The organism is Rhodohalobacter sp., assembly GCF_034521535.1.
Taxonomy (GTDB): domain Bacteria; phylum Bacteroidota; class Rhodothermia; order Balneolales; family Balneolaceae; genus Rhodohalobacter.
On sequence record NZ_JAXHMF010000007.1, the window covers coordinates 29,537 to 41,836 of the forward strand.

Annotated in this window: 11 protein-coding genes; 6 read left to right on the plus strand and 5 right to left on the minus strand. The window is 42.9% G+C overall.

Features of this window, described 5'->3' with window-relative positions:
• Window positions 1-26: 26 nt before the first annotated feature.
• The gene (locus U5K35_RS16975) at window positions 27-494 is read right to left on the minus strand and encodes a cupin domain-containing protein (protein WP_322572710.1); all 468 of its coding nucleotides are present in this window, start codon (window positions 492-494) and stop codon (window positions 27-29) included.
• A 310-nt stretch (window positions 495-804) separates the two neighbouring features.
• Here U5K35_RS16975 and U5K35_RS16980 point away from each other — a divergent pair, with 310 nt between their 5' ends.
• From U5K35_RS16980 to U5K35_RS16990, 3 genes are all read left to right on the plus strand, one after another.
• On the plus strand, window positions 805-1,359 hold the full coding sequence (locus tag U5K35_RS16980) for a sigma-70 family RNA polymerase sigma factor (RefSeq protein WP_322572711.1): 555 nt from the start codon (window positions 805-807) through the stop codon (window positions 1,357-1,359).
• Between the two features lie 113 nt (window positions 1,360-1,472).
• The gene (locus U5K35_RS16985) at window positions 1,473-1,844 is read left to right on the plus strand and encodes a four helix bundle protein (protein WP_322572712.1); all 372 of its coding nucleotides are present in this window, start codon (window positions 1,473-1,475) and stop codon (window positions 1,842-1,844) included.
• A gap of 241 nt (window positions 1,845-2,085) precedes the next feature.
• Window positions 2,086-4,734, plus strand: coding sequence for a serine/threonine-protein kinase (locus U5K35_RS16990; protein WP_322572713.1), 2,649 nt, complete (start codon window positions 2,086-2,088; stop codon window positions 4,732-4,734).
• A gap of 47 nt (window positions 4,735-4,781) precedes the next feature.
• On the opposite strand, the gene U5K35_RS16995 is transcribed toward U5K35_RS16990, so the two are convergent.
• From U5K35_RS16995 to U5K35_RS17005, 3 genes are all read right to left on the minus strand, one after another.
• Window positions 4,782-6,053 (minus strand): sensor histidine kinase, encoded by a 1,272-nt coding sequence (locus tag U5K35_RS16995; protein WP_322572714.1) that lies wholly within the window; start codon window positions 6,051-6,053, stop codon window positions 4,782-4,784.
• Window positions 6,054-6,216: 163 nt separating this feature from the next.
• On the minus strand, window positions 6,217-7,896 hold the full coding sequence (locus U5K35_RS17000) for a D-aminoacylase (RefSeq protein ID WP_322572715.1): 1,680 nt from the start codon (window positions 7,894-7,896) through the stop codon (window positions 6,217-6,219).
• A gap of 184 nt (window positions 7,897-8,080) precedes the next feature.
• Window positions 8,081-8,818: an NYN domain-containing protein gene (locus U5K35_RS17005; RefSeq protein ID WP_322572716.1), complete on the minus strand. Its 738-nt coding sequence runs from the start codon at window positions 8,816-8,818 to the stop codon at window positions 8,081-8,083.
• Between the two features lie 217 nt (window positions 8,819-9,035).
• Between U5K35_RS17005 and U5K35_RS17010 the strand changes: the two genes are divergently transcribed.
• Complete coding sequence (locus U5K35_RS17010) at window positions 9,036-9,206, plus strand: hypothetical protein (protein WP_322572717.1); 171 nt, start codon at window positions 9,036-9,038, stop codon at window positions 9,204-9,206.
• Here U5K35_RS17010 and U5K35_RS17015 read toward each other — a convergent pair.
• On the minus strand, window positions 9,203-10,009 hold the full coding sequence (locus tag U5K35_RS17015; protein WP_322572718.1) for an alpha/beta hydrolase: 807 nt from the start codon (window positions 10,007-10,009) through the stop codon (window positions 9,203-9,205). The two genes, U5K35_RS17010 and U5K35_RS17015, sit on opposite strands and share 4 nt — an antisense overlap.
• 107 nt (window positions 10,010-10,116) lie before the next feature.
• Here U5K35_RS17015 and U5K35_RS17020 point away from each other — a divergent pair, with 107 nt between their 5' ends.
• Together U5K35_RS17020 and U5K35_RS17025 are read left to right on the plus strand one after the other, a co-directional pair.
• Complete coding sequence (locus U5K35_RS17020) at window positions 10,117-10,638, plus strand: helix-hairpin-helix domain-containing protein (RefSeq protein WP_322572719.1); 522 nt, start codon at window positions 10,117-10,119, stop codon at window positions 10,636-10,638.
• A 115-nt stretch (window positions 10,639-10,753) separates the two neighbouring features.
• A complete protein-coding gene (locus U5K35_RS17025) occupies window positions 10,754-12,298 on the plus strand; it encodes a response regulator (protein WP_322572720.1) in 1,545 nt (514 codons plus the stop codon).
• Window positions 12,299-12,300: the final 2 nt, after the last annotated feature.

Below are 12,300 nucleotides of genomic sequence, written 5' to 3' on the forward strand. Positions count from 1 at the left end.
CATTGACACAGCTTTGACTCATACCTCTACTTTTGACCACTTACTGGAAATGCATCAACCGGCTCTTCAAATGCGATAAACAGAACACAGGGCTCATCTGAAACACAGGAGGCGCTGTGAGGTTTTTGAGGTGGCCCGTACCCATAGTCGCCTGCGGTCATCAGCGAAGGCTGCTGACCTTCATAATCCACCTCAAGCTCTCCCGAGATGAGGATCATCCGTTCGGCAGACGTGTGCGTATGTTCCGGGACTGAGGTGTGTCCCTGCAGTTTGAAAAAGACATCTGCATTCGGATTCGCCGGATTACCGTGGAGGACGGAGATTCTGCAACTTTCCGGCATAAATTCAGGGCAGGGAGTCCAGTGGAGATTTTCGTTTTCAATTCCCGTTACGATTGCCGCCTCTCTATCATCAGAGGATGAATTTTGAGAGAGTAGAGTGAGAGGAAATAACAGAATGAATGTGAAAATGGAGATAGTTTTTAAAATGTGCATATCAGATTTAATTAATGAATGGTTTACTGAATTGAGATGAAGATATCCTGCGTCACAGATATGGTTTTACAGGTGTCATATCGGTTCAGCTAAATTCATGGGGGTTTAAAATGTGCGTACATTCTGAGTGTTTGAAAATTGACTTAGGTTTAGTTATTTAAAAAGATGTAAGAACTTCTGTTGAGGGATGAGAGAACCCTCCTATAATGATAAAGCCGAAAAAAGCTGAAGAGTCTATCAAATAAGATTAGCCGAAAGATTTACGGCGAAGAGTTTTTAGAGTGGAAGAGGGAAATAATTATGGATGAAGATGATATTACAATGCTTTTACAAGAAGCATACCGCCGGTGATGAACATGCATTGGATGAACTGATACCACTTGTCTATAATGAGATGTACAAAATGGCATATGGCCGCCTGGTTGGAGAACGTCCCGATCATACTTACAGCGCTACAGCCCTGGTTCATGAGGCCTACCTTAAGCTGGTGGATTTCAATCGTATCGACTGGCAAAACCGGAGCCACTTTTTTGCAATTGCCTCGCAGGTGATGAGAAATATACTGGTGGATTATGCCGTAAAACAGAACGCGCAAAAGCGTGGCGGAGACAATCAAAGAGTAACATTAGGTGAAGAGCATATAAAACGGGAAATGAACCTGGAGGAGATTATATCTGTAGACCATGCGCTAAAAAAACTCGCAGAGATTGATGAACGGCAGGCTAAAGTGGTGGAGTGTCGTTTCTTTGGAGGGTTGACTATTGAGGAGACCGCAAATACACTGGGTATCTCAGAGCCAACAGTCAGCCGTGATTGGAAAATGGCACGTGCCTGGTTGAATAGAGAGCTTGGCGCTGAGCGCTAAGCGCATAGCGCATGGCTGCCATTCGCTATGCGCTTTGCCCCATGCACCATCAAAAAGTGTAAGGATTTATGAGTTTTTGGTTCATATAAGTATACAATCAAACAATAACTTATATGGATGAAATTATGGCAAAGTTCAGATTTGAGGATTTAGAAATTTGGGAGCTGGCAGTTAAAATAGCTGATTGTCTTTTTGATATAGCGGATGATCTTGAACGAAAAAGGCTCTATCGATTTGCGGATCAGTTAAGAGGAGCAGGCATGAGCATGTCAAACAATATTGCTGAGGGATCAGGGTCAAGGTCGAATAAAGTGTTTATTCAATATCTGGAATATGCAAGGAATTCAACTTTTGAAAATGCGAATATACTGATATTAATGAATCGAAGAGGATTGGTTTCTGAGTCAGACAAAGAAGTAATCTCTGAGGAACTGGATAAACTCTGCAGAAAAATCACAAACTTTCAAAAATCATTAAATCGCTAAGGGCAATGCGCATGGTGCAAAGGGCTAAGCGTATAGAGCATGGCGTTTGGTGCCTTTCGCATAGCATAGATTTATAAAAAAATGTAAGGTGTTTTGAGATTCTGGTTTATGTAGGTACACAATCAAACAATAACATGATAAATCCTGCAGGATAATCGTAACGCTTCAATTATTGTTAACAAGTTGAACACTTAGGTTTAGGCGCGAATTACGCTATGCGCGAGGCGCTATGCACTTTGCCATGAAAAATTGGAAAAAAATAAAACAGATCTTCACCGAAGCCCTTGAACTTGAGGAGGCTGAACGGAAGCGGTTTATTCAGGAAGCATGTGAGGGTAACGATAAACTGAGGGAAGAAGTACTGTCACTGCTGAAGGCCCATGAGGAAACCGGGGCTCTTGATCGATCGCTGGATGAGATAAGGATGTCTGCTATATCGGACGCCAAAGTTGGATATATGAAAGGGGAGGAAATCGGAAACTACCGGATTATCAAAGAACTTGGTCACGGCGGTATGGGAAGCGTGTTCCTGGCTGAACGGGCTGATGGTGAGTTTAAGCAGCAGGTTGCTTTAAAACTGTTACGAGACGCCTTTGCAAATGAGAAGCAGGTGAAGCGTTTCAAAAGTGAACGACAGATACTCGCATCGCTCAATCATGAACATATAGCCCGTCTGCTGGATGGAGGGGTAACCTCCCACGGACAGCCGTATTATGTGATGGAACACGTAAAAGGCACTCCAATCGATACCTATTGCAACGACCAGGGGCTGGATATTAAAGAGCGACTAAATCTTTTCCTGGACATCTGCGACGCGGTTCAGTATGCACACAGCAAGCTGGTTGTACATCGCGATCTGAAGCCATCCAACATCCTGGTGACGCATGACGGCCGTGTGAAGCTGCTCGATTTTGGTATTGCAAAAGTAATGGGTGATGATCGTGACATAGAAACGTCTGCCCCACTCACGCAACCTGGAATGTTGCCGCTTACACCATCCTACGCCAGTCCTGAACAGATCAGGGGAGAACCGATCACCACCGCATCTGATATCTATCAGCTGGGGGTAGTTCTGTATGAGCTGCTTACCGGTTGCAGGCCATTTAATCTGAAAAATAAGTCTCCCGGTCAGGTTGAGAATATAGTGTGCACAACGCAGCCTGCACGGCCAAGTTCAGTTGGACTTAAAACAGGAACGCATTTTGATAAGGAGGATCAATCTAAAACGGTACAAACAACTGAAAAGATTAATAAGAGATGGAAAAACCGGCTGAAAGGGGACTTGGATACCATCACCCTGATGGCCCTTCACAAAGAACCTGAACGACGATATAATTCGGCCGAGCAATTTTCAAATGATATAAAGAATTACCTTCAAGGTCATCCGGTTTCAGCTTATTCTGACTCCAAGCTGTATCGAACTAAAAAGTTTATCATTCGTCACAAAACAGGGACGGCTTCTTCGGCTGTTATTCTTACTCTCATAATTGTATATGCAATAAGTATTACCTGGCATTCACAACAAACGCAGGCTGCCCTGGAACGGGCCGAGCAAGAGACTGAGAAATCAGAACAGGTGGTCGATTTTATGATGGGTATGTTTGAGGCCGGAGATCCACGGGTTGAACCCGCGGATCAGGTAACCGCAAGGGAGCTGCTGGACCGCGGACTGGAGGAGGCGAATATGCTCAGCACTCAACCCGAGGTGCAGGCTAACATGTATAATGTGATCGGCCAGGTTTACGTCAGTCTCGGAAGGTATGCTGATGCAGCAGAAATTCTGGAAAAAGCTGTTGAGATTCACCGGCAGAACGCTGGTAATCATAATAATCATTTAGCACATTATTTAAATGATCTTGCTGTGGCACAAACCCGTTTGGGGAATTATGATAAAGCCTATTCTCTTCACAATGAGGCTTTGGAGATTCTTAAACAGGAATATGGAATGTATCACCCGGAAGTTGCAAACTCAATGCTCAAAATGGGGGCGTGGATTCCGGTCACTGGAATTGGCCAATCTAAAGAGCTCCGTAAAGAGGCGCTTAGGATAAGGAGAGAACTGTACGGAGACGACCATCTGCTGACGGCTGATGCACTGATGCAGGTAGGAAAAATTGAGCGGAGCAGTGCAAACCCGGATAAGGCAATTGCATATTTTCAAGAGGCGCTGGAGATCCGAAAGAGTAAACTTGGACCGGAGCACCCGGATGTGGCAAAATCGCTGACTTTTTTAGGGGATTTATATAAAACGTATGATATAGATCAAGATAAATCGGAAAAATATTTCAGGGAAGCTCTCCGGATTCTGACAGAGGTGCATGGCTATGACAAGAGTGAGATTCTTCATCCGCTTACCGGACTCGCGTCTCTCCTGTTGGATCGGGAGAAGTATGATGATGCAATTGATTTGTATGCACAAAATTTAAAGATCCGAAAAGACGTTTTTGGAGATAATCATCCGTCTACGGCTGAAGGGTATGGTCATATGGGTAATGCCTACAGAAGCGCCGGTGTTCTGGATAGCGCGGAGTATTACAACCGGAAATCTCTTAATCTTTGGAAAGAGCTGTTGGGGCATGATCATGTGGTAGTTAGTGGTGCTTCTGTGGGACTTGCAACCACACTTGCGGAAATGGAAAGGTTCGAGGAAGCTGAGTTTTTGCTTGAAAGAGCTCTTGAGATTCAAACAATGCAATACGGTGAAAATTCAGGAGCACTTGTACGGGGATCCCTTGCTAAATTGTACAAGCAGATGGGCCAATATGATGCCGCAGTTGATCTTTATCGGGAAGCGATTGCGATAATGGAGAATCACGGAGGTAAAGATCACTATGATACACATCGGATGGAAAAAGAACTGCAGGAACTGCTGGCGGATACCCGGAATTAGTTTTGATACGGATCTATATGCATTAATATTTTGAAGTATTTATAACTTTAGTTTACAGCAAATGACAGCTCAAAGAGTGTTCCCTTGCCTTCAGATCGGGATTTGTAAAAATATTGACCTTCCAGCTGTTTGGTCAGTGTCTGGATTAATTCCACACCAATCGACTCAGATTCGCTATCATCTATAGGCTCTGAAATACCTATTCCGTCATCCAGAATTTTAAGATTCACCTCATTCCCGCTCTTTTTTAAACTAATCTCGATTTTCCCTGTATCCTGATCTTTAAAAGCGTGTTTCAAGCAGTTGGTTACAACCTCATTAACAATGAGTGAGCAGGGCACGGCCTGATTGATGTTCAAATGAATTGAATCCAGGTCGTAATGTACATTAACTTCTTTTGAGTGATTTATGGTTGTTAAAATCGTATCAACCAATTTCTTCAGACCTTCATCAAACTCCATTTTTGAAAAGTTCTTTGACTGATAAAGCTGCTCATGAATATTGGCCATCGATTTTACACGAAGAGTACTATTCAGGAGCTTCTCCTGGATCTCCTTATCAGATTCTTTAAATGACTGTATATGAAGCATGCCGGAAATAACGGCCAGATTGTTTTTTACTCTATGATGAATTTCAGCAAGCAGCGTTTCTTTCTCTTCCAATGATTCCTCAAGCTCATGCTGATGTTGGATGAGATTGTGCTTTAAATTTTGCTGAGACTCAATCGTCTCCTGTAAGCCCCTGAAAAGCATGGGAAGAAAAATTACAGATACAATACTCAGCAAAATAGAATTAGCCGAAATAGCCAGCCAGGACGCAACCTGATAGCTTTCGCGAAGGGGATAGTCAACCATTTGATAATGGATCAAAGCTGCGTGGATCAAACAAACTGCTACATTGATGTAGATTGTGAGAACTCCTGCTTTAGTCGGTAGAATAAGGAGCGCAAAAATGGTGGCGCCAAAAAGATAGGTCAATCCGGCGCCGTGTTCTCCCATAAAAAATATCAAAACAGTCGCTACGGTATAAATAAGTGTTAGAAAGAGATACTTTCTTTGATTCAGTTCAAAGCCACCATATAGTGAAATCAGGGTAATGGCTACACCAAACAAGAAATATGCTGCAGTAAGAGCAGGTAAACTTAACGAATAGACAACAAATGCCGAGGGAATCAGAATGAGAATTCCAAGAGGAAACAGGTATACAACAATACTTGCAAAAAGCCTGTTTCGCCAGTACTGCAGGCCGTCTATCCGGGTGAAATCACCCATACAGTTTTGACGGACTCTCAGTTTATATTTCTCCCAAAGTTTAGACATAGATGCCCCTGTAAATCAGGCTGTAGTTCGCTGCATGATGATATCCAATAGCAGTACAAAGTTTTAAAAGAAACTAATCACAGGGATTTCAAATGGCAAAAAAAAGATATGACTGTCCTTTATAGATGAAGGATTTAATTATCTTTCATTTATGATGTGAGGCTTAATTTTGTGAAAGGTAGTAACCCGGCCCTTTTACGAAACGTCCGGGGAATTCTCCGGTATGTTCTCCATTGTTTAAAACCTGAATTCCATTGACAAAAACGTGTTCTACACCTGTCGCATACTGATGCGGGTTTTCGAAAGTTGCGTGATCTTCAATTGTCTCAGGATCAAAAATAACGATGTCGGCATAAAAACCCTCTTTTAGAAAACCGCGATCATTCAGTTTCAGGTTGGTGGCAGGAAGACCGGTAAGTCTGTAAACAGCTTCTTCGAGTGAGATCAGTTTTTCCTCACGCACGTACTTTCCAAGTAGCCTGGCAAAATTTCCCCATGCTCTCGGATGCATCTGCCTGTTTAAAATATCACCTTCAGCAGCAAATGTCCCCCCGTCGGAGCCGAAACTTACCCAGGGCAGTTTGATTTGGCGCCGTACATTTTCTTCACTCATCAGATAGTAGATTGCTCCAATTCGGTTGTTGTCTTCGATGGTGAGGTCTACAGCTGTACGAACTTCATCCTCATCACCGCGTTCGGCGGCAACCTCACTTAAAGTCATTCCTACATACTTTTGTAACTCATCGCTTCGCAAGCCGACTAAAATGATTCCATCACCGCCACCGGCCATCTGGTAAAAATTCTCCCACTCGTCCGTGGGTGTTTTGATCTCTTGGATTATCTGCTCCCTGGTTTCGGGATCTTTGAGCCGTTCAATCCAGGCAGAGTGTCCGCCATCCTGAGTCCACGGTGGAAATATGGCGGCAAGGCTTGTGGCTGCTGCATCGTAGGTATACATGTTTGCAGTAACAGACTGGCCGTTATCCCGTGCCTCTTCAACGAGTTCAATTACCTCATCCAGTTTATCCCAGTTTTGTCTGCCGGCGGCTTTAAGGTGATGTATTTCTGCATGAACGCCGGCTTCCCTTCCAATATCGATTAACTCATCAACCGATTCGACCAAACGGTTTCCCTCACTACGCATGTGAGAGATATACATGCCATCATAATCTCCGACAACTCCGGCCAGTTCGATAAGCTCATCCGTTTTTGCATAAAAAGCGGGAGCGTAAATTAGTGATGTACCCAGTCCCATCGCGCCTTCACGCATTGCCTCGTCTGTTAACTGTTTCATCATTTCCATCTCCTCCGCGGTTGGCTCACGGTCATTATAACCGATTTGATGAATCCGCAGTGTTGTGGCACCTACAAAAGAGCCCACGTTTGTAGAAACTCCGCTATTTTCCAAATATTCGAGTCCTTCACCGAAAGTTTTCCAAAGATAGTTGTCCGGATTTTCTCCCCACCGGCTGCGCTGCATCGCTTCACTGAGAGGGCCGACGGAGCTTCCTTCTCCAAATAGCTCGAGGGTTACTCCCTGTTTGATACCGCTCATGGATCGACCATCGTTTAGTAATGAGCCGGCTCCCCAGCTCAGCATATTTATGAATCCCGGTGTGACGGCTTTGCCGCCAGCATTGATTACTTTTTTAGCTCCCGAGGTATTATGAATTGTTCCGATTTTAACAATCTTATCTCCGCGAATTCCTATATCAGCATCTTCCGGAAAGTCTCCGGAACCGTCGTATACAATTCCATTGGTGATCACAACATCATACTGATCTGCAGTACAGGCTACTAAGAGAAGTGCAGTCGATAAAAAGAGTAAAATATGTTTGAGCATGTTGGCTGAGCTCTTTAGTTATACAGTTCAACCCAAAGTAAGAATGAGCAGATATTAAAAGTGTAAAAAATTATATAGGCGGTACTTACAGTGAAAAAGTAACTGCCAAATAATGGATAAGAGTCAGTAAGATGGATTTCAATCAGCCGTTTTAAACAGCTGGTTTATATTTTAAGTGAAGGGTTTAACGTCTCTTATCTTTTACAAATATTGCTTTGGACTGCCCTTGTCCCACCGGACGCTCTTCTACCTCAAAAAGCTTCATAGCTTTGATGAGCTCTCCGAGCTTTGAATAGCCGTAATTTCTGGGATCAAATTCGGGAGATTGCTTTGCAATATGGCTTCCCACGGGTGCGAGATGAGCCCAGCCGCTGTCATCGGATGAGGCTTTAATTGCACCACGGAACAGATTTACAAGTTTTGTGTCTTGTTTTAGTTCCAGAGGCGACATTTTTTTACTTGAGCCGGCCTCTTCTTCATCATCGCGAAGTACTTCTGTAAAGATAAATTTGTCGCATGCCGCAACAAATGGCTCAGGTGTTTTTTTCTCACCAAATCCATAAACAGAAAGGCCGGATTCACGTATCCTGGCGGCCAGCTTCGTAAAATCACTGTCGCTCGAAACAAGACAGAAACCGTCAAATCCTTCACTGTAAAGGAGGTCCATAGCATCGATGATCAGTGCACTGTCCGTTGCATTTTTCCCCTTTGTATACCCGAACTGCTGGATTGGCTGAATGGAAAAATTAAGCAACACTTCTTTCCATCCTTTAAGCTGAGGGGAGGTCCAGTCACCATATATACGTTTTACGTTGGCAACTCCATATTTGGCAACTTCTGCAAGGAGATTTTCAATAACTGAAGGTTGAGCATTATCAGCATCGATTAGAACAGCAAGTTTTCGGGTTGATTCCGATTCCATGGTATATTATTTGAAAATTTGAGATTGATGAAATGTACGTTTGCAGTAACTCGAATGAAAATGGTCAATCAAATTAACTGAGTTGATGTTGATGTACGGAAATTATTGAGATTAATTTGTGACTGCTAATCACTTACGGTATTATATAGACTTATGTTTTGCAATATTGAATGCAAAAAAACGTTTAAAAACAAACCTCAAACCTAATTCGATACTTATGCCAAAGTGTGAAATTTACGAAGATTTAAAAGGCGAATGGAGATGGAGACAAGTCAAAAAAAATGGTGACATTGTTGAATTCTCCAAAAAAGGTTTTGAAACTCGCGAAGAGTGTGAGAAAAATGGCAAAGAGGAAGGTCCCTGCACATCTTATAAATCAGCACTCTAACTTCTCTGTTGGTTCGTTGGTTTAAGATAGGCTCGACAGATAGAAATAAATTGCTCCTGTTGATCGAGAAAGGCGTAATGCCCCGCATTATCTATTTGAACCAATACTCCATTTTTTAGTCCTTTTTCCATTTTGAAGGCCTGATCTAACGGAGTTGCTGTATCTGTTTTACCCCAAATCAGCAGTGCCTCATGCTCAATCCCGGGAAGCAAATCATCCAGGTATTCAGTTACAGATTTCACAAACGTCTCCCTCATAGTGCCGGAGAGTTGTTTGTAATCGGATGACCCCAGGGATTTCCAAAGTTTTGTTGACCTGAGTTTTTCCAATCCTTTTTCCCGCAATTTGCCCGGTAATATTGAAAACGGCGCTTTAAGCACTTTTGCGGTGTATTTTCTAAAATAGTATTTGGCTGACCGTTTTGGCTTGAGGCCGGCTCCTCCTGTAATTATTATTTTGTCTATGATATCCCGGATACTGCGGTTCAGCAGTTTTAAAAGCACTCTGTTTCCATAAGAGTGAACTAAAATATCAATAGAATCTTCTTTGATTACAGTTTTGATAAATGCTTCCGTGAAATCGGTGTATTTGTCGACATCCCAGGCTTCATCAGGCTCCGGAGAATTTCCAAATCCCGGGAAATCTACCAGATAACAAGTTCGAATATCGCTCAAACTCTTAGCCAGCGGAGTCATTACTGCAGAACTGCTTCCCCATCCATGAAGAATTAGCAACGGTTTGCCGGTTCCGGTTTTATACCAGCCGGCACTGTTCCCCTCAAAAGTAAATGTTTGCTGATCCATAGATCACAAGTAGATAATAAACTGTAAGGATTTACGATTTTTTGTTTCATAAAGGTAAGGGAATGGATTGAAAAACCCTTTGTCAACCTTACCTAAACAAGAGAATTATGAAACGAAGACTCTTTTATTTTCTCGAACGACTTCAGATTAAACGAAGTGAACGGATCGCAATATCACTGTTAATGGTGCTTACTATTATGATGACGTTTGCATATGCCGGTACTGATTTGATCTTTCCTGAACCTGAGTTTGATTACTCCGTATCGGATTCAATATTTGCAGCAAAAAGTGCACAGCTTGCCACAGAAAGGGAAAAGATATTAGAACGATACCGGCCCCTAGACGATGTTCAGATGACAGAAACTTCCCTGATTGAAGTAGAAAAAGATACCATTCCGCCCGATTCAACAAAAGAGAGCACGAAGGCGGTGTCCGGTTCGTTGATAAACATAAATACAGCATCGGCAGAAAAGCTGCAGGAATTACCCGGAATTGGACCGGCTTACGCCTCACGGATTTTGGAGTGGCGAAAAGAGAACGGGTCATTTACTTTTAAAGAGCAACTACTGGAAATAAAAGGAATAGGCGAGAAAAGGCTGGAAGCAATTCAGCCACTCATAACATTATAAGTTGGTGATTTAGTTAAAAGCTGAAAAATCAGTTTAATTCTCTGCTCAGTTCCCAATATGCTTTTCTATACCCGTGTGCTTTCCCTATTTTCAGGGAAACTTTTAAAACATATTTATGGCAAACCGAATTTTATGGGCTGATGATGAAATCGACCAGCTCAAGGCACACATTATTTTTTTAGAAAACAAGGGATTTGATATTACTCCTGTAACGAACGGCGAGGATGCAGTATCCCTGATCAAGAGAAAACCATTTGATATTGTTTTTCTGGACGAACAAATGCCCGGAATGGACGGTCTTGCCACGCTTGATCAGATTCAAAACATACAACCCTCTCTGCCGGTCGTCATGATTACGAAAAGTGAAGAAGAATCGATCATGGAGGACGCGATCGGGAGTAAAATCTCAGACTATTTGATTAAGCCGGTCAATCCGAATCAAATTCTTCTTACGGTTAAACGCATTCTGGATAAACAGAGAATTCAAAATGAGAAGGCGGCACAGTCTTATCTTAAAAATTTCAATGAATTGTCGGCTCGGTTTAGTGATGACACTGACTGGAAGGGCTGGATTGAAATTTATAAGACGCTAACGCATTGGGAAATGAACCTGGAGTCGAGCGATGAAGGACTTCAGCAAGTGCTGCAGGATCAGTTTCAGCAGGCGAATCAGGCATTTGGGCGCTTTATCAAAATGGAATATCGGAGCTGGCTGAAAGGGAATGATGATGATCCGCTTCTCAGTCCTTTTTTACTGGAAGAGAAAGTGTTCCCCAAATTGAGAAATGACGAAAAGGTGGTTTTTGTACTGATCGACTGCATGCGGTACGACCAATGGCTGTTGTTTCAACAGATCTTGTCTGAATATTATACCATTGATACCGACTATTACTATTCCATTCTTCCCACGGCAACACCTTACTCCAGAAACGCGATTTTTTCAGGGATGTATCCGCAGGAAATAAAACGCAGATACCCGCAATTGTGGGAGATGGGGCAGGATGAAACCTCTCTGAATAGACACGAAGAGGAGTTGCTGAAAAGATATCTGCAGCGGAACCACTTATCGGATCAGGTGAAGTATGAAAAAATCATCGATCCTGAGGATGGAAACCGGATTGCGTCAAAAATTTCAAATTACACGCAAACTCAACTTACGGCCATCGTTTATAATTTTGTGGATACACTGGTCCACAGCCGGTCAGACTCAGAAGTGTTGAAACAGATTGCTCCCGATGTGCCTGCATTTCGATCACTGACAGAGACCTGGTTTCAGCATTCATCACTGTTGAAGATTTTTAAAGAGTTGGCTGACGAGGATGTGACTGTAGTTGTTACTAGTGATCACGGCTCGGTTCGCGCATTGCGGGATACGAAAGTTTTTGGTGATAAAGACGCGGCAACCAATTTGCGATATAAATATGGGCGCAACCTCAGGGCGGAAGAGAACGCGGCAATCTACATCGACAAGCCGGAAGAGTATATGCTGCCTGTAGATCCCCCTGCGAACAGTTTTATCATAGCTAAGGAGGATTATTTCTTTGTTTATCCCAATAACTACCACAAATTTCAAAACCGATATAAAGATACATTTCAGCACGGCGGAGCCTCGATGGAGGAGATGATTTTGCCTGTATCCGTTTTGAAGTCGAAAAAGTAGGT

What these genes read in the sequence shown, in the direction of transcription:
- U5K35_RS16975 (WP_322572710.1), bottom strand. Translation starts at nt 494, where the DNA reads ATGCACATTTTAAAAACTATCTCCATTTTCACATTCATTCTGTTATTT.
- U5K35_RS16980 (WP_322572711.1), top strand. Translation starts at nt 805, where the DNA reads ATGATATTACAATGCTTTTACAAGAAGCATACCGCCGGTGATGAACAT.
- U5K35_RS16985 (WP_322572712.1), top strand. Translation starts at nt 1,473, where the DNA reads ATGGATGAAATTATGGCAAAGTTCAGATTTGAGGATTTAGAAATTTGG.
- U5K35_RS16990 (WP_322572713.1), top strand. Translation starts at nt 2,086, where the DNA reads ATGAAAAATTGGAAAAAAATAAAACAGATCTTCACCGAAGCCCTTGAA.
- U5K35_RS16995 (WP_322572714.1), bottom strand. Translation starts at nt 6,053, where the DNA reads ATGTCTAAACTTTGGGAGAAATATAAACTGAGAGTCCGTCAAAACTGT.
- U5K35_RS17000 (WP_322572715.1), bottom strand. Translation starts at nt 7,896, where the DNA reads ATGCTCAAACATATTTTACTCTTTTTATCGACTGCACTTCTCTTAGTA.
- U5K35_RS17005 (WP_322572716.1), bottom strand. Translation starts at nt 8,818, where the DNA reads ATGGAATCGGAATCAACCCGAAAACTTGCTGTTCTAATCGATGCTGAT.
- U5K35_RS17010 (WP_322572717.1), top strand. Translation starts at nt 9,036, where the DNA reads ATGCCAAAGTGTGAAATTTACGAAGATTTAAAAGGCGAATGGAGATGG.
- U5K35_RS17015 (WP_322572718.1), bottom strand. Translation starts at nt 10,009, where the DNA reads ATGGATCAGCAAACATTTACTTTTGAGGGGAACAGTGCCGGCTGGTAT.
- U5K35_RS17020 (WP_322572719.1), top strand. Translation starts at nt 10,117, where the DNA reads ATGAAACGAAGACTCTTTTATTTTCTCGAACGACTTCAGATTAAACGA.
- U5K35_RS17025 (WP_322572720.1), top strand. Translation starts at nt 10,754, where the DNA reads ATGGCAAACCGAATTTTATGGGCTGATGATGAAATCGACCAGCTCAAG.